This window comes from Frigoribacterium sp. 2-23 (assembly GCF_049601585.1).
Lineage (GTDB): Bacteria > Actinomycetota > Actinomycetes > Actinomycetales > Microbacteriaceae > Frigoribacterium.
This window is the reverse complement of sequence record NZ_CP187126.1, coordinates 795270-816975: the sequence shown is the minus strand read 5'-3', so window position 1 is coordinate 816975 and position 21706 is coordinate 795270. Positions and strand designations below refer to the sequence as shown.

Sequence of the window (21706 nt, the reverse complement as noted above, 5' to 3'; positions counted from 1 at the left end):
GGGCCGCCCGGCCCGCGAGTGCCCCCGCAGGGATTCGAACCCTGACTGAAGCGATTTTAAGTCGCCTGCCTCTGCCGATTGGGCTACGGGGGCGTGCCGTCCCAGCCTACGAGACGGGAGGCGCGGGGAGACGACGACGCCCGCCCCGGCGGACCGGGACGGGCGTCGTGCAGCGGGGTGTGCCTACTCGGAGGCCGTGACCTTCGCGGGCTCGCCCTTGACGGCCTCGCCCTTCGCGTCGGTCGGGTTCGCGTAGGCGGGGCCGGCCGCGTCGGCCGGCGCACCGACCTCGGGCGTCGCCGCGGGGGCCTCGGCGGCGGGCTTCGGACGCGACGCGAACTCCTCGAACGCCGCACGCGGACGCTCGCGGTTGTCGAGCGAGGCGATGTCGCGACCCAGCCAGAAGTTGTTCCACCAGCCGCCGACGACGCGGAACTTGCGCTCGAACGAAGGCATCGCCATGCCGTGGTAGCCACGGTGCGCGGCCCAGGCCGGGAAGCCCTTCATCGCGAACTTGCCGCTCTGGAACACACCGATGCCGATGCCCAGACCGGCGACCGCGCCCAGGTTGTCGTGACGGTAGTCTTTCGTGCCCTCGCCGCGCAGGTCGGCGACGAGGTTCTTGGCGAGCTGCTTGCCCATGCGGACGGCGTGCTGGGCGTTCGGCACACAGAAGCCGCCGACACCCTTGCCCGTGAGGTCGGGGGTCGCCGCGACGTCACCGCAGGCCCAGGCGCCCTCGACCACGACGCCCTCGTCGACGATGCGCAGGTCGGGCTGCACCGTGATGCGGCCGCGCTGCTCGAGCGGGAAGTCCGTGCTACGGACCATCGGGTTGGCCATGACGCCGGCCGTCCAGACGATCAGGTCGGACTCGAACGACTCGCCGGTCGAGAGCTCGATCAGACCGCCGACGGCGGACTGCAGCTGCGTGTCGAGGTGCACCGTCGCGGCGCGCTCGGCCAGGTTCTTGAGCACCCAGTGGCTCGTCTCGAGCGACACCTCGGGCATGATGCGGCCCATCGCCTCGACGAGGTGGAAGTGCGTGTCGTCGATGGTGAGCTGGGGGTAGTACTTGAGCAGGTCGCTGGCGAAGCTGCGCAGCTCGGCGAAGACCTCGATGCCGGCGAAGCCACCGCCGACGACGACGACGGTCAGCAGACGGTCGCGCTCGGGGCCCGCGGGCAGGTTGGCGGCCTTCTGGAAGTTCGTGAGGAGCTTGTCTCGGATCGCCGCGGCCTCTTCGATGGTCTTGAGGCCGATGGCCTCGTCGGCCACACCGGGGATGGGGAACGTGCGCGAGACGGCACCCGCGGTCATGACGATCTGGTCGTACTCCATCGTCCAGGCGTCGCCCACCTCGGGCGTGATGGTGGCCGTCTTGGAGGCGTGGTCGACCTTGGTGACCTTCGCCGTGACGACGTTCGTCTTCTTCAGGTGGCGACGCAGCGAGACGATCGCGTGGCGGGGCTCGATGGAGCCGGAGGCGACCTCGGGAAGGAACGGCTGGTACGTCATGTAGGGCAGCGGGTCGACGATCGTGACCTCGGCCTCCCCCGCGCGCAACCACTTCTCGAGCTTCCAGGCGGTGTAGAAACCGGCGTAGCCGCCGCCGACGATCAGGATTTTGGGCACGGCGAATGATCTCCTTGTGGTGGGGGTGTCGCTGAGAGTTTACTCCTCGTCGCGTGTCCTCTTGAACTGCCGGTACGCGCCCCACAGCACGGCCAGCAAGGCGGCGCCGAAGAACGTGAACACGATCACGGGGATGCCCGTGGACCGCATCGTCTCGACCGTCGGCAGGAGCGCCTGGAGCGAGGGCCGCGGCGCGGTGATGTCGGTGGGCGTGGCGTCGGGCTCGACGGGCACGGTCGACGCCGACGACGACGGCGGCGGGGTGACATCGGCGCGGCGGTGCAGACGCACCCAGTCGGCCAGGTCCCCCATCGGGTTCGTCGTGACGGAGGCCACCGGCGCGGTCACCGCCGCCGACGCGTCGACCAGCCCGTGGCCGTAGAGCGGATCGGGGTCGGACGTGCCCTTCGGCTTCGCCGTGGACACCACGCGGTTGATCACGTCGTCGGCGTCGAGCTCGGGGTGGGCGCTGCGCACCAGGGCGACGATGCCCGCGACCAGGGGTGTCGCCCCGCTCGTGCCGCTCCACTTGTAGTGGACGTTGCCGGGCCCCGCACCCACCAGGTCCTCGCTCGGGGCGGCGACGCCGATGGTGATGCCCTGACTCGAGGCGTCGAAGCTCGCGGCGCCCGAACGATCGACGCCGGCCACGGTGAGCACGCCCGGCATGGTCGCGGGTGCGCCGACCTCCGTCGTGCCGCTGCCCCGGTTGCCGGCGGCGGCGACGATCACGACGTCGTGCTTCATCGCGTAGAGGAAGGCGTCGTCCCAACTGGTCGGCCAGTCGAGCGTGTTGCGGGTGAGCGACATGTTGATCACCGACGCCCCGTTGTCGACCGACCACCGGACGGCGTCGGCGATCTGGGTGTCGGAGTCCTTGGCGCCGGCGCCGAAGCCGACCGACACGGACAGCACCTTCGCCTCGGGCGCGACCCCGATCACGCCGTCGCCCTGACCCGTCCCACGACCGGCCAGCATCGAGGCCACGAGAGACCCGTGGGTGGGGTCGTCGCCGACCGGCTTCTGACCGTTCGGCGCCCCCTGACCCGACATGTCCGTGCCGCCGACGACGGCGTCCTTCAACTCGGTGATCGAGGAGTCGACCCCGGTGTCGATCACGGCGACGGTCACCCCGGCACCGCGCGACGTGTTCCAGGCCTGCCGCACCCCGTAGTCGTCGAGCCAGTACTCCGCGTCGCGGATCGAGTCGGCGGACGCCATCGACGCGGGCACCACGACCGAGGCCGTCACCATCACGACGACCGCCGCCACGGCGCGCAGCCCCCGCGCGCCGCGCCTCCCCCCGGAGCGTCGCACGACGGTCAGCTCGACCCGAAGGAGGCGCGGGTCGAGTCGTCGTCGACCGTCGCCTCGGCGAGGTAGTCGGGGCAACGGCAGACGTCCGGGCTCCAGGCCGCGCGCTCGAGAGCGAGATCCCCGATCGGGTTGACACCCGGACCGGCGGCGAGGGCGTGCCCGGCCAGCGCGTGCAGGCACTTGACCCGCTCGGGCATGCCTCCGGCCGTGACGTGCGCGACCTCGGGGACGTGCTCGATGCCCTCGCGGTCGGCGAGATAGGCCTCGTGCGCCAGCCCGTAGCGATGCCGCAGGTCGGGGTCGGAGGCCAACAGGTCGGTGAACTCGACCATGACGCCGGTCGCCTCGAGCGTCGAGATGGCCGCCGTGGCCCCCGGGTGGCACAGGTAGTACAGCGTCGGGAACGGCGTGCCGTCGGAGAGCCGCGGCTTCGTGGCGACGACGGTGGGGTTGCCGCAGACACAGCGCGCCGGGATGCCGATGACATCGCGCGCGGGGCGTCCGAGCTGAGCGGTGACGATACGGATGTCGTCGTCGGTGACCGGTTCGAAGGGCGGTGTCGTCACGGGGTCCCCCCGGTCGGGGCGGTGCCGGCCGGGACCTGGCTGCCGCTGATGTCGGGTGCCACCAGCTCGGTGGCGGAGGCGTCGCTCAGACCGGAGTCGAAGACGGACGACGTCATGGCGGCCACCCAGTCGACCTGGGGCGTCTGGATCGTGTCGCTGATCGCCGCGCCGGTGCCGGCCTTCTTGACGGATTTGTCGTCACCCATCACGAGGTAGCTGTACTCGCCCGGGTAGACGTACAGCAGGCGGTCGCGGGCCTGGGCCTCGATGTAGGCCGGGTCGGACCATCGCGCGACGTCGCCCTGGAGGCTCTCGACGTTCTTCTTCTGGTCGACCACGTCCTGCTGCAGCGCCGCGATCTGCTGCTGCTGCTGGATGAGCGTCTTGAGCGACGGCGCGAGGATCACGACGAACAGGATGAGGATCACGAGCATCAGCAGGCTGAAGCCCGAGAAGCGGATGCTGCGCAGCCAGCCGCCGGCGGGGGTCTCCATGGCCGGGAGCGTGACCGGCACACGCCGGTTCTTGGTCTCACGAGGCATGCTCCGAGAGTACGCGACGAGATCGGGCGCACGGTGACGGAACGCCGTGAGGCCCGCCCCGGGGAACCGGGACGGGCCTCACGAGCGGCGGGCGGCAGTCGCCCGGCGCGTCACTCGCTATGCGGCGGAGTGGGTCACGCCTGGAAGCGCGGGAACGCCGAGTAACCGGCGTAGACCGCGGCGTCGCCGAGCTCCTCCTCGATGCGGAGCAGCTGGTTGTACTTCGCGACGCGCTCGCTGCGAGCCGGGGCACCGGTCTTGATCTGACCGGCGTCGGTCGCGACCGCGAGATCGGCGATGGTCGTGTCCTCGGTCTCGCCCGAACGGTGCGACAGCACGGTCGTGTAGCCGCTGCGCTGAGCCAGCGCGACGGCGTCGAGCGACTCGGTGAGCGTGCCGATCTGGTTGACCTTCACCAGGATCGAGTTCGCCGCACCGGCCTTGATGCCCTGCGCGAGACGCGTCGGGTTCGTGACGAACAGGTCGTCGCCGACGATCTGGGTCTTCGAGCCGATCTCGTTCGTGAGGTGGGCCCAACCCTCCCAGTCGTCCTCGTCCAGCGGGTCCTCGATGGAGACCAGCGGGTACGCGGCGACGAGGTCGGCGTAGTACGACGACATCTCGGCGGCGCTGCGCTTCTGCCCCTCGAAGGTGTACGAACCGTCGGTGAAGAACTCGCTCGATGCGACGTCGAGACCGAGCGCGATGTCCTTGCCGGGCGTGAAGCCGGCCTTGGTGATCGCCTCGACGAGCAGGTCGAGCGCGGCGCGGTTGCTGTCGAGGTTCGGCGCGAAGCCACCCTCGTCGCCGAGGCCGGTGGACAGGCCCTTCGCGTTGAGCTCGCTCTTCAGCGCGTGGTACGTCTCGGCACCCCAGCGGAGGGCCTCGGCGAACGACGAGGCACCGATCGGCAGGATCATGAACTCCTGGATGTCGACGTTGCTGTCGGCGTGCGAGCCACCGTTGATGACGTTCATCATCGGGACGGGCAGCGTGTGCGCGTTCGGGCCGCCCAGGTAACGGAAGAGCGGCAGGTCGGCCGAGTCGGCGGCGGCACGGGCCACGGCCAGCGAGACGCCCAGGATGGCGTTGGCGCCGAGACGCTTCTTGTTGTCGGTGCCGTCGAGCTCGATCATCGCGGCGTCGATCAGGCGCTGGTCGGTGGCGTCGAGACCCTCGACCTCGGGGCCGATCTCGTCGATCACGGCGGCGACGGCCTTGAGCACGCCCTTGCCGAGGTAGCGGCTCTTGTCGCCGTCACGCAGTTCGTAGGCCTCGAAGGCCCCGGTCGATGCGCCCGAGGGGACTGCCGCGCGCGACACCGTCCCGTCGTCGAGCAAGACCTCGACCTCGACCGTCGGGTTGCCCCGGGAGTCGAGGATTTCGCGGGCGCCTACGGCGTCGATTGCTGCCACGGAGAACTCCTTAGTAGTCGTTGTGTTCGCAGGACACGCGGTCCCCGGCAATCCTAGCCAGCCGAGGAGGCGCGGGTCAGGTCAGGGGCTTGAACTCGAGCTCGTCGACGCGCTCGCCACCGCGGACCGCCGCGAACCGGCTGAAGCCGGCCTGCGCGAGCGTCGCGAGCTGGTTGTTCGTGTTCTTGGCGCGGCGTTCGAGACGCACCCGCGCCTCCCCCGTGTCGAGGAGCGCCCTCTGCAGGGACAGCAACTCGACCGGCGGCACGCTCTTGTCGTAGAGCAGGACGACGGCGTCGTCGCCGTCGTCGACGGCGTCGAGCAGGTCGACGATGCGCTCGAAGCCGAGCGAGAAGCCGGCGGCCGGCACGTCCGTGCCGAGGAACCGGCCGATCATGCCGTCGTAGCGACCGCCGCCGCCGAGCGAATACGGCAGATCGGGGTGCGCGATCTCGAAGATCGTGCCGGTGTAGTAGCCCATGCCGCGCACCAGGGTGGGGTCGAACTCGAGTCGCGCGTCGGGCAGCGCGTCTCGGAGCGCGACCAGGTCGGCGAAGGCCTCGGCGTCGAGCCAGGCGGCGGCGGTCGAGCCGTCGGCTCCCCCGACGGCCCAGGTCGCGTCGGACAACTCGGTCAGGGTCGAGGTCAGCTCTGCGGCGTCGACGCTCATCTCGGGGAGCAACCCGAGTTCGGCGAGCTCGGCGGCAACGCCGTCGACACCGATCTTGTCCAGCTTGTCGAGGGTGATCAGGGCTCGATCGGTGTGCGACGCCGGCACACCCCAGTAGGCCAGCAGACCGATCAGGATTCGCCGGTCGTTGATGCGGATCGTCGTGCCTTCGAGCCCGAGAGCCCCGAGGACGGCCGTCGTCGCCGAGATGAGCTCGATCTCGGCCAGACGCCCGGGCTCTCCGAGGATGTCGATGTCGCACTGGACGAACTGCCGGTAGCGACCCTTCTGCGGCCGCTCGGCCCGCCAGACCGGCGCGATCTGGATCGATCGGAAGACGGTCGGCAGCTCGGCCCGGTGACTCGCGTAGAACCGGGCGAGCGGCACGGTGAGGTCGAAGCGCAGACCGAGGTCGGCCAGCTCGAGCGGAGTCGCGGCCGCGCGCAGGTCGTCGGTGACGAGACCGCGCTTGAGGACGGCGAAGACCTGCTTCTCGTTGTCGCCACCGAGACCCGAGTGCAGCCGAGCCGAGTCCTCGACGACCGGCGTCTCGATCTCGTCGAAGCCGAACGCCCGATAGGTGTCGCGGATGGTCGCGAGCAGACGCTCGCGACGGCGCTTGTCGGCGGGCAGGAAGTCTCGCATCCCGCGCGGCGGGTTCACGGGTGACGGCATGGCTCCATCATTCCAGAGGACGGCAGAACGCCTTCGCCATCGATTGCGCGCATGTGACATGTCATGTACGCTCGACGCAACGGCCGGCGCGAATCGGGTTGCGTGTCCGGCTGTCTGAAATGACCCTCCCTTCCCTGCGGTGAGGGTCACGACCAGGTTGAGGCGCGCTGCGCCTCAACCTGGTCGCTCCGTGCTTGTTGGCGCGGCGTCCCCGCCGCCGCGCGGGACTGCCCTGAGGCGTGCTACGCCTCAGGCCAGTCGCTCCGTGTTTGTCGGCGCGGCGTCCCCGCCGCCGCGCGACGATGCGCCAGGGCGCGCTGCGCTAGACCTGGGCGACGAAGGAGTCGGCGAGGCGCTTGAAGGCGGCCGTGACCCGGCGGTGGTCGTCCGTGACGATCGAGTCGAACTGCAGACCGTAGACGGCATCGGCGAAGAGGCGCCCCTCGACCTTCGCGTCGGCCGTGGCGACGCCGTGGGCCGTCAGCCAACCCGTGGCGACGTCGTGCCATCGCGTCACGGCCGCTCGGGCCACGCCCGCGTCGTCACCGGCCACCGTCTCGAGCAGAGCGGCCTCGAACTCGAGTCGCTGCAGGTCGCGGCCACGCTCGCTGCTGACCTCGGACCAGAGCTTGCCGAGGTGCTTCGCGAACGCCTCCGGCTCGAGGTCGCGGGTGTCGGCGCCGAGCAACGCGTCGTTGCGCGCGACGATCGCCTGGACGACCTCGCCGATCAGCTGGGCGCGATTGCCGAAGTGATAGACGAACACATAGGTGCTGACCCCGAGCGCCTCGGCCAGCGTGCGGAAGGACACGGTCGCCAGCGACCGACCGCGCAGATGCTCGAGGATCTGACCGAGGAGTTCCGGCTTGCGCGTCGGATCAGGTCTACGAGGCATGGCGCTCCTTGGTCATGGCGGGTCAGGCAACCGCCCTGCGCGGAACCGACGAGCTGTACGCACCATAACAGATGTGAGCCAACGCGTCACCAGAGATGTTGACGAGTCGTCGGTAACGCCGAATCGGCACTCGAGGGCATTCGCATGTAATTACTTGACATTTTACACTACCAAGAGTTACATTTTATACGCGCGGCCAGATGCCTCGACTAGTCTGATCCCTCGCCGACGAGCACGGCCTCGCCGCCACCCGACGACGCCTGCGGCTCCCCCCTGCCGCACCTGCATCCCGGGTGGCCAGGCGGTACGAGTCGATTCGGGTCGGCTCGTCCCGCGGGCGTCCCTCCGGTCGGGTCGGAGGGGCGCCCTCCTCCCCCGCCGACAGGCGTGCACCCTCAGGTCGCGGAGTCCGCCTCGGCGGAACGCAGCGACTCCTCGCGTTCCCGCACGGCGGCACGGAGGGCGCGCTCGGCGTCCACCCCGGATCGTCCCGCCTCGTCGACGAGCGCGAGCAGCGACCGCCCCCACGCGAGCTCACCGGAGGCCGGCGGCAGCTCGCCGTCGGCCTCGATACCCGCGGCGGCGCCTCGCGACTCGATCTTCTGTGCCCGGGCGAGAGCCGGCAGGCCGAGCGGCACCCCGTCGAACGCGCTCCGGCGGTCGGCCTTCTCGCGGGCCTTCGCCGCCGACCAGACGCGCACGATGTCGTCCACGCCGTCCACGACGTCGTCTCCGAACACGTGCGGATGCCGACGCACGGTCTTGGCGGTCACGTCGCGGATCACGTCCGCGACGTCGAACCTCTCGCCGCCGGCCACCGGAGCCGAGGAGGCGCGGGTGGCGAGGGCCGCATGCAAGACCACCTGATAGAGCACGTCGCCGAGCTCCTCCCGCATGTCCGTCGAGGTGCCGGTCTCGATCGCCTCCACCAGCTCGGCGGTCTCCTCCACGAGATACGTGACGAGCGACGCGTGCGTCTGCGCGCGATTCCACTCGCAACCGCCCTCGTCGGCGAGCAGTGCCTCCACCACCGCGACGAGGGCGTCCAGCTCGGTGCCTGCGCGGGGATCGTCGCTCACTCGTGCCTCCTGAGGTGGGACGGGTCGGCCTCACGGACCGACCCGCCGGGGATCAGCCTGCGGCCGGAGTGCCGGCCTCGGCCGCGGGGCGGGCCGTCTCGGCACCGTACAGGGCCTTCATCAGCTGCTCCACCCAGCCGATCAGCTCGGCATCGGGCAGGGCCTCGCCGTGCCGACGCGGCATCGGGACGCTGATCGAGTTGGTCTGCGCGAAGTAGCGGGCACCCTGGTACACGCGCTGCAGGCGGACCTGGGCACTGTCGGGCAATGCGACACCGGCCACGCGCAGGTTGCTGCCCATGACGACGACCTCGCTGAGGCCCGCCTTCTGGGCCGCGCGCCGCAGTCGCGACACCTCGATCAGAGCGAGGACCGACTGCGGCGGTTCGCCGTAGCGGTCGGTCAGCTCGTCGAGCACGGACGAGATCTGGTCGTCGGTCGACGTGGGCGAGCTCGCGGTCGACAGCTTCTGATACGCCTCGAGGCGCAGGCGCTCGCTCTCGACGTACTCCTCGGGGATGTGCGCGTCGACCGGGAGCTCGAGGCGGAGCTCGGTCTGCCCCTCGGCGACGTCGCCCCGGAACGCGCCCACGGCCTCGCCGATCATGCGCAGATAAAGGTCGAACCCGACGCCCGCGATGTGCCCCGACTGCTCGCCGCCGAGAAGGTTGCCGGCGCCACGGATCTCGAGGTCTTTGAGCGCGACCTGCATACCGGCTCCGAGCTCGTTGTTGGCCGCGATCGTCTCGAGACGGTCTTGGGCCGTCTCGGACAGCGGCCGTTCGGCGTCGTAGAGGAAGTACGCGTAGCCGCGCTCGCGCCCGCGACCCACCCGGCCGCGGAGCTGGTGCAGCTGGCTCAAGCCGTACTTGTCGGCCCGGTCGATGATGAGCGTGTTCGCGTTCGCGATGTCGAGACCGGTCTCGATGATCGTCGTGGAGACGAGCACGTCGAACTTGCGCTCCCAGAAGTCGACCATGACCTGCTCGAGCGTCGACTCGGCCATCTGCCCGTGCGCGACGGCGACCCGCGCCTCCGGGACGAGCTCGGCCAGGTGGGCCGCGACCCGGTTGATGCTCGACACGCGGTTGTGCACGAAGAACACCTGGCCCTCGCGCAGCATCTCGCGGCGGATGGCCGCGGCGATCTGCCGATCGCTCTCGGGCCCCACGAACGTGAGGATGGGGTGCCGGTCCTCCGGCGGGGTCGCCAGCGTCGACATCTCGCGGATGCCGGTCACCGCCATCTCGAGCGACCGCGGGATCGGCGTCGCACTCATCGCGAGGATGTCGACGTTCGTCTTGAGCTTCTTCAGCGCGTCCTTGTGCTCGACGCCGAAGCGTTGCTCCTCGTCGATGATGACGAGGCCGATGTCTTTATACGCGATGCCCTCGCCGAGCAGACGGTGGGTGCCGATCACCATGTCGACGGTGCCGTCGCCGAGACCCTTGATGGTCTCCTTCGACTCCTTCGCCGATTGGAATCGGCTCAGACTGCGGAGGTGCACGGGGAACCCGGCGAAGCGCTCCTGGAAGGTCTCGAGGTGCTGCTTCACGAGCAACGTCGTCGGGACGAGCATGACGACCTGCTTGCCGTCCTGGATGGCCTTGAACGCGGCACGCACGGCCACCTCGGTCTTGCCGTAGCCGACGTCGCCCGAGAGCAGGCGGTCCATCGGGATCGGGCGCTCCATGTCGGCCTTGATCTCGTCGATGGTCGTCAGCTGATCGGGCGTCTCGGCGAACGGGAACGCCTCCTCGAGCTCGCGCTGCCACGGGGTGTCGGGCGGGAACGCGTGCCCCTTCGAGGCCATGCGAGCCGAGTAGAGCTTCACGAGCTCGACCGCGATGTCGCGGACGGCACGACGGGCCTTGCTCTTGGCCGAGGCCCAGTCGCTGCCACCCATCTTGCTGAGCGAGGGTGCCTCGCCGCCGACGTAGCGGCTGAGCAGGTCGAGCTGATCGGTGGGGACGTAGAGCTTGTCGCCCGGATAGCCGCGCTTCGAGGGGGCGTACTCGAGCACCAGGTACTCGCGGTTGTTCTTGACGGCGTTCTTGCCACCGGTCGACACCTCGCGGCTCGTGAGCTCCAAGAACTTGCCGATGCCGTGCGTCTGATGCACGACGACGTCGCCCGGCTTGAGCTGCAACGGGTCGACGACGTTCTTGCGACGGCTGGCGAGCTTCTTGACCTGGCGTGACTCGTAGCCCGCGGCCCGCCCGTAGAAGTCGGCCTCGCCGAGCACGGCGACCTTCGTCTCGCCGAGCTCGAAACCGGCCTCGACGCCGCCGGCGACCAGGTGCACGACACCGGCCTCGAGTGTCTCGGGCAGGGCGCTCTCGACGCGGGCCGCGACCCCCTGCTCGGCCAGGACGTCGGCGGCGCGTTCGACGAGCCCCGCGCCCCGAGCCGTCACGACGACCGACCAGCCGTCGCGGACACGACCGACGACGTGCTCGATCGCGCCCTCGGCGTGGCCGCTGAAACTCGGCACGGGCGCCGCATCGAGCCGGACGTAGTCGCCCGCCTCGTCCACGCGCTGCTCGTCGGTCAGCACCTCGCCGGAGTCGAAGCCGCTGAACGTGAACCACGAGCGGTCGCCGGCCCGTTCGCGCAGATCGCGCAGGGCGAGGAAGTCACCGGCGTCGAGATCGATGGGTGCCTCGGCACCGGCGGTCGCCGCGTTCCAGGCCGCCGACAGGAACTCGCGGTTCGTCTCGGCGAGACTCTGGGCACGCGACGTGACGCGCTCGGGCGACAGCACCGCGATGGAGGCGCCGGCCGGCAGATAGTGCGTGATCGGCACGAGACGGTTGACCAGGGCGGGGGCCAGGGACTCCATGCCCTCGACCGGGATGCCCTGACCGATCTTCTCCAGCATCTGCGCCAGGCTGGGGAACTCGTGCTGCATCTCGCGGGCGCGCTGGCGGACGGGCTCGGTGAGCAGCATCTCTCGGCTCGGGGGCAGCTCGACGCCGGTGACCTCGCCGTCGATGCTGCGCTGGTCGGCCACCGAGAAGCGGCGGATCTGGTCGACCTCGTCGCCGAAGAAGTCGACGCGGACCGGGTGCTCCGCGGTCGGCGGGAAGACGTCGAGGATGCCGCCTCGGACGGCGAACTCGCCGCGCCGCGTGACCATGTCGACCCGCGCATAGGCCAGGTCGACGAGCCGGGTCGCGAGGGCCGACAGTTCGTGGCCACGACCACCGACGGTCAGCTCGACCGGGTCGAGGTCGGCGAGGTTGTCGGAGACGGGCTGCAGGGCGGCACGGACACCGGCGACCACGACGATCGGTCGCGTGTCGACCGGGGATGCCTCGGCCTCCGCGGACCACGCCTTGAGTCGGCGCAGCGCATGGATGCGCTTGCCGACCGTCTCGGCGCTCGGGCTGAGCCGCTCGTGCGGCAGGGTCTCCCACGCCGGGAACTCGATGATCTCGGCCTCGGGCAGGTAGCTCGCCAGCGAGACGCGCACGGCCTCGGACTCACGCCCGGTCGCCGTGACGACGAGCGACGCCTGCGGGCCCTCGCGCCGGGCCAGCAGGCCGGCGAGCAGGGGAACGCGCAGACCGTCGACGACCGAGAAGTCGGTGCTGCGATCAGCCCTCTCGAGGGCAGCAGAGAACGTGGAGGCGCGCGAAAGCGCCGGAATCAAGCCCGCGAGTATCACCCGATAAGGCTACTCGGCAGCACCGACAACGCGGCCGGGGTTCGCTCGCAGCGCGACGCGCGGTGTTCGCCGACCCGCGCCTCCTCGGGTACGTCGTCAGGCGATCGGACCCTCGCGCGTGTCAGGACGCGGTGTGGAACTTGAGCTGGGCCGCGGTGATGCCGTCGGCGGCGATCATCTCGACCGCGTCCGCGGCGTCGGCCAGCAGGACGGGGAGGTTCTGACGCTCGTCGGACGAGAAGTCGCGCAGCACGAAGTCGGCCGCCGGCTGACGACCCGGAGGCCGGCCGATGCCGACGCGCACGCGGGTGAAGTCGTTCGACCCGGTGGCCGCGATGATGTCGCGCAGACCGTTGTGACCGCCGTGCCCGCCACCCTGCTTGATCTTGAGGGTGTCGAACGGGATGTCGAGCTCGTCGTGCACGACGACGAGCCGCGACACGTCGAGGTCGTAGAAGCGCAGCAGCTGCGCGACGGGGCCGCCCGAGACGTTCATGAACGTGTCGGGCTTGGCCAGCACGAGTCGAGGGCCGCCGGGGGCGCTACGCCCCTCGGCGACACTCGAGTTCGTGCGGTGGTTCTTGAAGCCCGCCGACAGACGGTGCGCCAGTTCGGCGAGCACCATCTGACCGACGTTGTGCCTGTTGCCGGCGTAGCCGGGCCCGGGGTTGCCGAGCCCGACCACGAGCCACTGATCGTCCAGGGGGTTCTCCTCGAGGGGATTCCGGCCGGTGAGGCTGTCGAGAGCCGGAGGGCTCTACTCGGAGCGCTCTTCGTCTTCGATCGAGGGCACGTCGCCCTCGGCGGCCTCGTCGTCGGCCTCGTCGGCCTCGGGCTCGAGCTGCGGCAGGGCGATGTTGAGGACGAGCGTCTCGGGGTCGGTGACCAGCGCGGCGCCCTTGGGCAGCGTGAGCTGGCTGGCGAGCACCTGGGCGCCCTCTTCGAGGCCCTCGATGGAGACGACGACGTTCTGCGGGATGTGCGTCGCCTCGACCTCGAGCTCGACCGTGGTCAGCTCGAGGATGTTCATGGTGCCGGGAGCCGAGTCGCCCTCGACGTGCACGGGCACCTCGACGCTGACCTTCTCGCCCGCACGGACGACGATGAGGTCGATGTGCTCGATGACCTGCTTCACCGGGTCGCGCTGCACGTCCTTGACGAGGGCGAGCTGCTTGGTGCCCTCGATGTCGAGCTCGAGGACCGCGTTCGCACGACGCACGATCAGCATGGTCTCGTGACCGGGCAGCGTGACGTGCTGCGGGTCGGTGCCGTGGCCGTAGATGACCGCGGGGATCTGGTTCTTGGCGCGGATCTTGCGCGCTGCACCCTTGCCGAAGCTGGTGCGGAGCTCAACGCTCAGTTTGTTGTCGTCAGACATGTTCTTCTCCTTGGAGTGGTGTCGGTTTCAACTCGAACGCATATCGCGTGAGGAGGGACCCCGCAGCCTCAGAAAGACCGAGCGCCTGCCCACCGCGTCGATAACGGATGCAGACGCATCCCTCGCCGAAGTTCAGCTGCTCACGGTACACGACGCCCGGGCGTGTCGACAAACTCCCATGGCTCCCCGACAGGGCCGATCGCTAGTCTCGGAGCGTTCCCTGACCGAAGGAGGCACCGTGGCCGAACACGGCAGCACCACCGAAGAAGATCGCGACGCACAGGCCAACATCGGCGTCGTCGGGTTGGCCGTCATGGGCTCCAACCTGGCGCGCAACCTGGCCAGCCGCGAGGGCAATACCGTCGCCGTCTACAACCGCTCACCCGAGCGCACCGACACGCTCATCGACGAGCACGGCGACATGGGATTCATCCCGTCCAAGACGATCGAGGAGTTCGCGGCGTCGCTGTCGAAGCCGCGCACCGCGATCATCATGGTCCAGGCCGGCAAGGGCACCGACGCCGTCATCTCGCAGCTCGCCGACCTCTTCGACGAGGGCGACATCATCGTCGACGGCGGCAACGCGAACTTCCACGACACGATCCGTCGCGAGAAGGATCTGCGCGAGCGCGGCCTGAACTTCGTCGGCGCCGGCATCTCGGGCGGCGAGGAGGGCGCGTTGAAGGGCCCGTCGATCATGCCCGGCGGCTCGAAGGAGGCGTACGAGACGCTCGGCCCGATCCTGGCGAGCATCGCCGCGGTCGCCGAGGGCGAACCCTGCGTCACCCACGTCGGCACCGACGGCGCCGGCCACTTCGTCAAGATGATCCACAACGGCATCGAGTACGCCGACATGCAGCTCATCGCCGAGTCGTACGACCTGCTGCGTCGCGTGGGCGGACACGAGCCCGCCGCCATCGCCGAGGTCTTCGACGAATGGAACAAGGGGGCGCTCGAGTCGTACCTCATCGAGATCACGGCCGAGGTGCTGCGCCAGGTCGACGCGAAGACGGGCAAGCCCATCGTCGACGTCATCGTGGACGAGGCCGGGTCGAAGGGCACCGGCGTCTGGACGGTGCAGAACTCGGTGGGCCTCGGCGTCCCGGTCGGCGGCATCGCCGAGGCCGTGTTCGCCCGCGCCGTGTCGTCGAAGCCCGCCCAGCGCGAGGCGGTCCAGAAGACGCTGAAGGGCCCCCCCGAGATCCAGGAGGCGGGCGACGGCTTCGAGGACGACGTCCAGAAGGCGCTCTACGCGTCGAAGGTCGTCGCCTACGCGCAGGGCTTCGACGCGATCATCGCCGGTGCCGCGGAGTACGGCTGGGAGATCGACAAGGGCGCGATCGCCAAGATCTGGCGCGGGGGCTGCATCATCCGCGCGCAGTTCCTGAACCGGATCGTCGACGCCTACGAGAACGACTCCTCCATCGCGACCCTGCTCGAGGACGACTACTTCGCGTCGGCCGTCCGCGAGGGCGAGGACGCGTGGCGGCGGATCGTCGCCAAGGCCGCCCTCTCGGGCATCCCGGTGCCCGGGTTCGCGTCCGCCCTCAGCTACTACGACTCGTTGGCGTCCACGCGCCTCCCGGCGTCGTTGATCCAGGGGCAGCGCGACTTCTTCGGCGCGCACACCTACAAGCGGGTCGACGAGGACGGCGTGTTCCACACGCTGTGGTCGGGCGACCGCACCGAGATCGAGACGGAGCCCTCGACCCACTGACACGGGTCTCGAACGCCGACCCGCGCCTCCTCGTCGCCACGTGACGGCCGAGGAGGCGCGGGTCGTGTCGTCCTATCAGCCCGCGTCGTCGCCGTGGCCGGGTCGCGCGCCCGGCGCGAGAGCCGGGTCGAGACGCGCCAACACGAACGGGTCGACGCAGCCGCGGGCATAGCCCTGGATGCGACGGTCGATGTCACGCTGCAACAGGAAGGCTCCGATGCGCTCGGCCAGCGGAGCGAGCCAGCGCGGCCGACACGTGAAGTTGTAGCGCCAGATGGCGAGTGTGCTGCCCGGGTCGCCGTCGACGGCCTTGAAGCGCCAGCCCCCGCCCATGCGCTCGAAGAACCACGAGCCCTTCGTCATCGTGAAGCCGACGTTCGACGGCGGGGCGAACGAGACGTACTCGCTCTCCATCGCGAGACCGAAGCGCTGCACGGTGTAGGTGCGCACCCCCTTGCCGGGCCGGGTCGCACCGCCGACGAAGTGCTGACGACGGATGAACGGGTCCCAGCGAAGACGGGCCTCACCCGTGGTCTGCGAGACGGCGAAGGCGGTTGGCGCATCGACCGGGACGATCACGCGGGATTCGACGACGGGCATGGGGTCAGCCTGAGGGCTGCCGCTACGCTGCGCCGTCGAACATCGACGTGACCGACCCGTTGTCGAAGACCTCGTGGATGGCGCGCGCGATGAGGGGGGCGATCGGGAGGATCGTCAGCTTCTCGAACTTCTGGTGCTCGCTCAGCGGGAGGGTGTCGGTGACGACGACCGAGTCGATGAACGGGCTGTTGAGGATCTCGGGCGCCGGGTCGCTGAAGACCGCGTGCGTCGCCGCGACGACGACACCGATCGCGCCGTTGGCCTTGAGCGCCTCGGCCGCCTTGACGATGGTGCGACCCGTGTCGATGAGGTCGTCGACCAGCAGGCAGACGCGGCCCGAGACGTCGCCGACGATCTCGTGCACCGTGACCTGGTTCGGCACGAGCGGGTCGCGGCGCTTGTGGATGATGGCGAGGGGGGCGTCGAGCTTCTCGCTCCAGATGTCGGCGACGCGGACGCGGCCCATGTCGGGCGAGACCACGGTCAGCGTCGTGTTGTCGAGCTTCGCGCGGAAGTGCTCGAGCAGCACGGGCATCGCGAACAGGTGGTCGACGGGGCCGTCGAAGAAGCCCTGGATCTGCGGGGCGTGCAGGTCGACGCTCATGATGCGGTGCGCGCCCGCCGCCTTGAACAGGTCGGCGATGAGACGGGCCGAGATCGGCTCGCGGCCGCGACCCTTCTTGTCTTGGCGGGCATAGGGGTAGAAGGGCGCGACGACGGTGATGCGCTTGGCCGAGGCGCGCTTCAGGGCGTCGACCATGATCAGCTGCTCCATCAACCATTCGTTGATGGGGGCCGAGTGCGACTGGATGACGAACGCATCGGCGCCGCGCACGCTCTCGTCGAAGCGGGCGTACAACTCGCCGTTCGCGAAGGTGCGCGCGTCGGTCGGCACCAGATCGGAGCCCAGCTCGGCCGCGATCTGTTTCGCCAGCTCGGGGTGCGCACGCCCCGAGATCAGAACGAGTCGGTTCTCGCCGGTGATCTTGATTCCGGACACGTCACTCGCTCTCCGGCCCGCGGGCCACTCCGACGTCAAGGGGATCAGTCGGTCGTCTCGTCGCCAGCCGCCTGATCGGCGCGTGCAGCGGCCTGGGCCGCCGCCGTGCCGGGTCGGTTCGCTTCGACCCAGCCGCTGGCATTGCGCTGCGGAGCGATGCTCAAGGCGAGGGCACCGGCCGGTACGTCTTTCCGTACGACCGTTCCCGCGCCCGAGTACGCTCCGTCACCGATTCTAACGGGGGCGACGAACACGTTGTGCGACCCGGTTCTGACGTTCGACCCGACCTCGGTACGGTGCTTGTTCACCCCGTCGTAGTTGGCCGTGATCGTGCCCGCGCCGATGTTGCTGTCCGTGCCGACCTCGGTGTCGCCGATGTAGCTGAGGTGCGGCACCTTGCTACCGTCGCCGATCACCGCGTTCTTCGTCTCGACGAACGTGCCGATCTTGCCGCCGGCGCCGAGCTTCGTGCCGGGGCGGAGATACGACCACGGCCCGACCGTGGCACCCGCGCCGATCACGGCGAGCGTCGCGTCCGTGCGCTTGACGGTCGCGCCCTCGCCGACCTCGGTGTCGACCAGCGTCGTGTCGGGGCCGACGACCGCGCCCGTGGCGACGAAGGTCGCACCCTTGAGCTGCGTGCCCGGCAGCAGCTCGACGTCGGGGCTGAGGGTGACGTCGCGGTCGATCCAGGTGGTGAGCGGGTCGACGATCGAGACACCCTCGCGCTGCCAGTGCTCGACGATGCGCGCGTTCAACAGACGCGCCGCCGCAGCCAGCTGCACCCGGTCGTTGATGCCCTCGAGGCGCCAGGTCTCGGCGACGGCACGGGCGGCCACCAGCTCGCCGGCGGCGGTGAGCAAGCCGACCATGTCCGTGACGTACTTCTCGTTCTGGGCGTTGGCTGCGCCGATGCGCGGCAGGTGGGTGCGCAGGGCTGCCACGGTGAAGACGTAGGTGCCCGAGTTGATCTCGGCGACGGCGAGTTCGTCGGGTGTCGCATCCTTGTGCTCGACGATGCGGTCGACATCGCCGGAGGCGCGGCGCACGACCCGTCCGTAGCCGGCCGGAGACGGGACCACGGCCGACAGCAGCGTGGCCGACGCCTGCTCGGTGCGGTGCTGCTCGAGCAACGACGCGAGCGTCTCGTGGTCGAGGAACGGCACGTCGGCGCTCACGACGACCACGTCCCCGTCGAACTCGGCCGGGAGCGCCTCGACGGCCTGCTCGACGGCCCGACCCGTGCCGGGGATGTCGTCCTGGTCGACGAGAACCGCGTGCGGCGACGCCTCGAGCACACTGGCCGCGACGCGGTCGCGCTCGTGACGGACGACCACGACGAGGTGGTCGGGGCTCAGGGCGCCCGCGGTCTCGAGCACGTGATGCACGAGTGGCAGACCGGCGAGGCGGTGCAGCACCTTCGGCGTCGAGGACTTCATGCGGGTGCCTTGGCCGGCGGCCAGGACGACGACGGCGAGGGGGCGGACGGGCATCGGTGCTCCTTGCGTGCAGGCGTGCTTCGTGCGGTGGTGCTGGCTTCGTGTGCGGCGGGCTGTGCGTGCCGGGACGGCTCCGCCTCCAGGACTCGAACCTAGACCTAACAGCTCCAAAGGCTGTCGTGCTGCCATTACACCAAGGCGGACCGCGCGTTCGCGCGCCCACAAGTCTGCCAGACGAAGCCCCCGCCCCGTTCGCCGCCCGCCGCGCTGGCCGCGCCTCCCTACCTTTGCTGCCTGCCCTCTCCTACCCGCGCTGCTTTTCTCTTGATTCAGGCGATCTGGACGCGTTCGCGCTCGGCGCGGCTGTTCGGTGCAGAACACCTGAGTTGCGGATGAGAGCCCGCCCCTGTGGACGCGGGCCGACCGTCGACGCGCCCCGCGCCTCCTCGGCTCCGCGTTTTTTCTTGATTCAGGGGATTTGCACGGGACGGCGCTTGCGCTGGCCATCTCGTCCAGATTCCCTGAATCACGAGATTGAAAGGGCTCGCTGCGGGACAAGACGTGGGTCTTGCGTGCTTCAGGGGATGTGGACGTGCGGGGGCTCGGGGCGGCGATCCGGTGCAGATCGCCTGAGTTGCGGGAGGAGCGGGTGGGGGTGCGCGCGATTCAGGGGATGTGGACGTGCGGGGGCGGGGAGGGCGCCGCGGGTGCAGAACACCTGAATCAAGAGAAAAGCAGGGCCAGGGCAGGGCGCGGGCAGGGGCGGGGGTTGCGGAGGAGGCGCGGCGGCGGCTTCATAATGGGCGGATGCCTGGAGAAGACGAGGTCGACCGCATCGTCGACGCCTGGGGCCGGGAACGCCCCGACCTCGACTTCGCGCCGATGCACGTCCTGTCGCGGGTGGGCCGCCTCGCCAAGCACCTCGACCGCGCCCGCCGCGCCGCGTTCACCGCGAGCGACCTCGAGTCGTGGGAGTTCGACGTGCTGTCGGCCCTCCGCCGCGCCGGCGCCCCGTATCAGCTCAGCCCGAAGGCGCTGCTGCCCCAGACACTCGTCTCGAGCGGCACCATGACCAACCGCATCGACCGCCTCGTGACGCGCGGCCTCGTCGAGCGCCGCACCGATCCGCACGACGGCCGCGGAATCCTCGTCACGATGACCGCCGAGGGCCGCCGCAGCGTCGACGCCGCCATCGAGCACCTCATCGAGGCCGAGAGACACCTGCTGGCCGACCTCGGCGACGACGACCGGAGGCAGTTGTCACGTCTGCTCCGGACGCTCAGCATCACGCTGGGCGACTAGCCGAGCAGCTCGCTGAGCTCGAGCCACCGCACCTCGAGCTCGCCCGTCTTGTGGTCGAGCGCGGTCAGCTTCGCCTGCAGCACGGCGAGGCCGTCGAAGTCGGACTGGTCGAACGTGGCGAACTGCGCCAGGAGCGCCTCGCGCTCCCCCGCCGCCTTCGCGAGCTTGCGATCGATCGAGCCGAGCTCCTTCTGGGCGTTCCGCAGTTCGGCGCCCGAGAGCCCCGAACCCGAGGCGGCCGCTCCTTGGGAGGCCGTGGGGCGATCCGTCGCCCCTCCCTGGGTGGCGGTGGCCTGCCGCCGCAGTTCGAGGTACTGGTCGACGCCGCCGGGCAGGTGCCGGAACCGCCCGTCGAGCACGGCGTACTGCTGGTCGGTGACCCGCTCGAGCAGGTACCGGTCGTGCGACACGACGAGCAGGGTGCCGGGCCAGGAGTCGAGCAGGTCCTCCATCGCGGCGAGCATGTCGGTGTCGAGGTCGTTGGTGGGCTCGTCGAGGATGAGCACGTTCGGCTCGTCGAGCAGGATGAGCAAGAACTGCAGCCGACGCTTCTGCCCACCGGACAGGTCTTTGATCGGGGTCTGCAACTGCGCGCTCGTGAGGCCGAGCCGCTCGAGGAGCTGCCCGGGCGTCATCTCCTTGCCGCCCGTCACGTACGACGTGCGCTGCCGACCGATGACGTCGCTGACCCGCTCGTGCGCGACCTCGTGCAGGTCGGCGAGCTGTTGGTCGAGTACGGCGAACTTGACGGTCTTGCCCTGCTTGACCCGCCCCTCCGTCGCGGCGACGGCACCCGTGACGACCTTGAGCAGGGTCGACTTGCCGGCGCCGTTGACACCGAGCACGCCGGTGCGCTCACCGGGTGCGATGCGCCACTCGACGCCCTCGAGCACCCGCTTGTCGCCGAACGAGACGCCGACCTCGACGAGGTCCACGACGTCCTTGCCGAGTCGCGCCGTCGCCATCTGCGACAGTTCGACCTTGTCGCGGACGGGCGGCTCGTTCTCGATCAGCTCGTTGGCCGCGTCGATGCGGAACTTCGGCTTCGACGTACGGGCCGGCGCGCCCCGACGCAGCCAGGCCAGCTCTTTGCGCATCAGGTTCTGCCGCTTCGACTCGGACGCGGCGGCCATCCGGTCGCGCTCGACGCGCTGCAGCACGTACGCCGCGTAGCCGCCCTCGAAGGGCTCGACGATGCCGTCGTGCACCTCCCACGTGTCGGTCGAGACCTCGTCCAGGAACCACCGGTCGTGGGTCACGACGACGAGGGCCCCCGACGACGCGGCCCAACGCCGCTTCAGGTGCTCGGCCAGCCACGCGACGCCTTCGACGTCGAGGTGGTTGGTGGGCTCGTCGAGGAACAGCACGTCCCAGTCACCGACGAGGAGGGTCGCGAGGGCCACGCGGCGACGCTGGCCTCCTGAGAGATCGCCGAGCCGCGCCTCCCACGGGATGTCGGTCGCGAGACCCGAGATGACGTCGCGGATGCGCGCGTCCCCGGCCCACTCGTGCTCGTCGCGCTCGCCGACGATCGTGCTGCCGACCGTCGCGTCGGGCGGGAGCACGTCGCGCTGGTCGAGCATGCCGATGGTGAGCCCGCGTCGCGTGGTGACGCGACCGGAGTCGGGCTCGAGCTGCCCGGCGAGCACGCGCATCAGCGTGGACTTGCCGTCGCCGTTGCGGCCGACGACGCCGATACGCGAGCCCTCGTCGATGCCGAGCGTCACCCCGTCGAGCACGGTTCGGGTCGGGAATTCGAGCCGGAGGGATTCTGCTCCGAGTAGATGGGCCACCCGACAAGGGTAG

At 69.9% G+C, this 21706-nt stretch carries 17 protein-coding genes, 2 tRNA genes and 1 pseudogene; 2 read left to right on the top strand and 18 right to left on the bottom strand.

Translation table 11 applies throughout. From position 1 onward, the window contains the following. Positions 1 to 19: 19 nt before the first annotated feature. The 12 genes from ACPEEZ_RS03915 to ACPEEZ_RS03860 all read right to left on the bottom strand — a co-directional run bounded on the left by ACPEEZ_RS03915 (position 20) and on the right by ACPEEZ_RS03860 (position 13842). A tRNA-Leu gene (locus tag ACPEEZ_RS03915) sits at positions 20 to 93 on the bottom strand. Between the two features lie 90 nt (positions 94 to 183). Beyond that, complete coding sequence (locus ACPEEZ_RS03910) at positions 184 to 1635, bottom strand: NAD(P)/FAD-dependent oxidoreductase (protein WP_423923018.1); 1452 nt, start codon at positions 1633 to 1635, stop codon at positions 184 to 186. 39 nt (positions 1636 to 1674) lie between these two features. Next, entirely contained in the window at positions 1675 to 2952 is a 1278-nt protein-coding gene (locus ACPEEZ_RS03905) for a S8 family serine peptidase (RefSeq protein WP_423923016.1), read from the bottom strand. A 5-nt stretch (positions 2953 to 2957) separates the two neighbouring features. After that, complete coding sequence (locus ACPEEZ_RS03900) at positions 2958 to 3518, bottom strand: DUF501 domain-containing protein (protein WP_423923014.1); 561 nt, start codon at positions 3516 to 3518, stop codon at positions 2958 to 2960. After that, positions 3515 to 4060 carry an FtsB family cell division protein gene (locus ACPEEZ_RS03895; protein WP_423923012.1) on the bottom strand — a complete coding sequence of 182 codons (546 nt, stop codon included), beginning with the start codon at positions 4058 to 4060 and terminating at the stop codon, positions 3515 to 3517. Before ACPEEZ_RS03895 ends, ACPEEZ_RS03900 begins: the two co-directional genes overlap by 4 nt. Positions 4061 to 4194: 134 nt before the next feature. Beyond that, the gene (eno, locus tag ACPEEZ_RS03890) at positions 4195 to 5475 is read right to left on the bottom strand and encodes a phosphopyruvate hydratase (RefSeq protein ID WP_423923010.1); all 1281 of its coding nucleotides are present in this window, start codon (positions 5473 to 5475) and stop codon (positions 4195 to 4197) included. Positions 5476 to 5551: 76 nt separating this feature from the next. Continuing rightward, entirely contained in the window at positions 5552 to 6820 is a 1269-nt protein-coding gene (gene hisS / locus ACPEEZ_RS03885) for a histidine--tRNA ligase (RefSeq protein WP_423923008.1), read from the bottom strand. 322 nt (positions 6821 to 7142) lie between these two features. Further along, positions 7143 to 7715, bottom strand: coding sequence for a TetR/AcrR family transcriptional regulator (locus ACPEEZ_RS03880; protein ID WP_423923006.1), 573 nt, complete (start codon positions 7713 to 7715; stop codon positions 7143 to 7145). 395 nt (positions 7716 to 8110) lie between these two features. Beyond that, positions 8111 to 8794, bottom strand: a complete 684-nt coding sequence (locus ACPEEZ_RS03875; protein ID WP_423923004.1) for a MazG nucleotide pyrophosphohydrolase domain-containing protein — start codon at positions 8792 to 8794, stop codon at positions 8111 to 8113. A 52-nt stretch (positions 8795 to 8846) separates the two neighbouring features. Beyond that, positions 8847 to 12464 carry a transcription-repair coupling factor gene (gene mfd / locus ACPEEZ_RS03870; RefSeq protein WP_423923002.1) on the bottom strand — a complete coding sequence of 1206 codons (3618 nt, stop codon included), beginning with the start codon at positions 12462 to 12464 and terminating at the stop codon, positions 8847 to 8849. A gap of 121 nt (positions 12465 to 12585) precedes the next feature. Continuing rightward, positions 12586 to 13167 (bottom strand): aminoacyl-tRNA hydrolase, encoded by a 582-nt coding sequence (gene pth / locus ACPEEZ_RS03865; protein WP_423924356.1) that lies wholly within the window; start codon positions 13165 to 13167, stop codon positions 12586 to 12588. 54 nt (positions 13168 to 13221) lie between these two features. Beyond that, complete coding sequence (locus tag ACPEEZ_RS03860) at positions 13222 to 13842, bottom strand: 50S ribosomal protein L25/general stress protein Ctc (protein ID WP_423923000.1); 621 nt, start codon at positions 13840 to 13842, stop codon at positions 13222 to 13224. Between the two features lie 313 nt (positions 13843 to 14155). On the opposite strand from ACPEEZ_RS03860, the gene gndA reads away from it, so the two are divergent. Further along, positions 14156 to 15559 carry an NADP-dependent phosphogluconate dehydrogenase gene (gene gndA, locus ACPEEZ_RS03855; protein ID WP_423924354.1) on the top strand — a complete coding sequence of 468 codons (1404 nt, stop codon included), beginning with the start codon at positions 14156 to 14158 and terminating at the stop codon, positions 15557 to 15559. Positions 15560 to 15634: 75 nt separating this feature from the next. Here the strand turns inward: gndA and ACPEEZ_RS03850 are convergent, their stop codons facing one another. From ACPEEZ_RS03850 to ACPEEZ_RS03835, 4 genes are all read right to left on the bottom strand, one after another. Beyond that, positions 15635 to 16159, bottom strand: coding sequence for an SRPBCC family protein (locus tag ACPEEZ_RS03850; protein WP_423922998.1), 525 nt, complete (start codon positions 16157 to 16159; stop codon positions 15635 to 15637). A 22-nt stretch (positions 16160 to 16181) separates the two neighbouring features. Beyond that, on the bottom strand, positions 16182 to 17159 hold the full coding sequence (locus tag ACPEEZ_RS03845; RefSeq protein ID WP_423922996.1) for a ribose-phosphate diphosphokinase: 978 nt from the start codon (positions 17157 to 17159) through the stop codon (positions 16182 to 16184). A gap of 44 nt (positions 17160 to 17203) precedes the next feature. Further along, positions 17204 to 18652, bottom strand: coding sequence for a bifunctional UDP-N-acetylglucosamine diphosphorylase/glucosamine-1-phosphate N-acetyltransferase GlmU (gene glmU / locus ACPEEZ_RS03840; RefSeq protein WP_423922993.1), 1449 nt, complete (start codon positions 18650 to 18652; stop codon positions 17204 to 17206). A gap of 77 nt (positions 18653 to 18729) precedes the next feature. Then, positions 18730 to 18801, bottom strand: a tRNA-Gln gene (locus tag ACPEEZ_RS03835). A gap of 604 nt (positions 18802 to 19405) precedes the next feature. Here ACPEEZ_RS03835 and ACPEEZ_RS03830 point away from each other — a divergent pair. After that, complete coding sequence (locus ACPEEZ_RS03830; protein WP_423922990.1) at positions 19406 to 19900, top strand: MarR family winged helix-turn-helix transcriptional regulator; 495 nt, start codon at positions 19406 to 19408, stop codon at positions 19898 to 19900. Here the strand turns inward: ACPEEZ_RS03830 and ACPEEZ_RS03825 are convergent. Then, the gene (locus ACPEEZ_RS03825) at positions 19897 to 21060 is read right to left on the bottom strand and encodes an ABC-F family ATP-binding cassette domain-containing protein (protein WP_423924352.1); all 1164 of its coding nucleotides are present in this window, start codon (positions 21058 to 21060) and stop codon (positions 19897 to 19899) included. The genes ACPEEZ_RS03830 and ACPEEZ_RS03825 overlap by 4 nt on opposite strands. Positions 21061 to 21224: 164 nt before the next feature. Then, positions 21225 to 21627, bottom strand: a pseudogene (locus ACPEEZ_RS03820) (ATP-binding cassette domain-containing protein); the annotation flags it as partial. Positions 21628 to 21706: the final 79 nt, after the last annotated feature.

Excerpts from the sequence above, each read along its gene's own strand:
- hisS (WP_423923008.1), bottom strand. The coding sequence starts at position 6,820 with ATGCCGTCACCCGTGAACCCGCCGCGCGGGATGCGAGACTTCCTGCCC.
- ACPEEZ_RS03860 (WP_423923000.1), bottom strand. The coding sequence starts at position 13,842 with ATGTCTGACGACAACAAACTGAGCGTTGAGCTCCGCACCAGCTTCGGC.
- ACPEEZ_RS03880 (WP_423923006.1), bottom strand. The coding sequence starts at position 7,715 with ATGCCTCGTAGACCTGATCCGACGCGCAAGCCGGAACTCCTCGGTCAG.
- ACPEEZ_RS03895 (WP_423923012.1), bottom strand. The coding sequence starts at position 4,060 with ATGCCTCGTGAGACCAAGAACCGGCGTGTGCCGGTCACGCTCCCGGCC.
- gndA (WP_423924354.1), top strand. The coding sequence starts at position 14,156 with ATGGGCTCCAACCTGGCGCGCAACCTGGCCAGCCGCGAGGGCAATACC.
- ACPEEZ_RS03850 (WP_423922998.1), bottom strand. The coding sequence starts at position 16,159 with ATGCCCGTCGTCGAATCCCGCGTGATCGTCCCGGTCGATGCGCCAACC.
- glmU (WP_423922993.1), bottom strand. The coding sequence starts at position 18,652 with ATGCCCGTCCGCCCCCTCGCCGTCGTCGTCCTGGCCGCCGGCCAAGGC.
- ACPEEZ_RS03830 (WP_423922990.1), top strand. The coding sequence starts at position 19,406 with ATGCCTGGAGAAGACGAGGTCGACCGCATCGTCGACGCCTGGGGCCGG.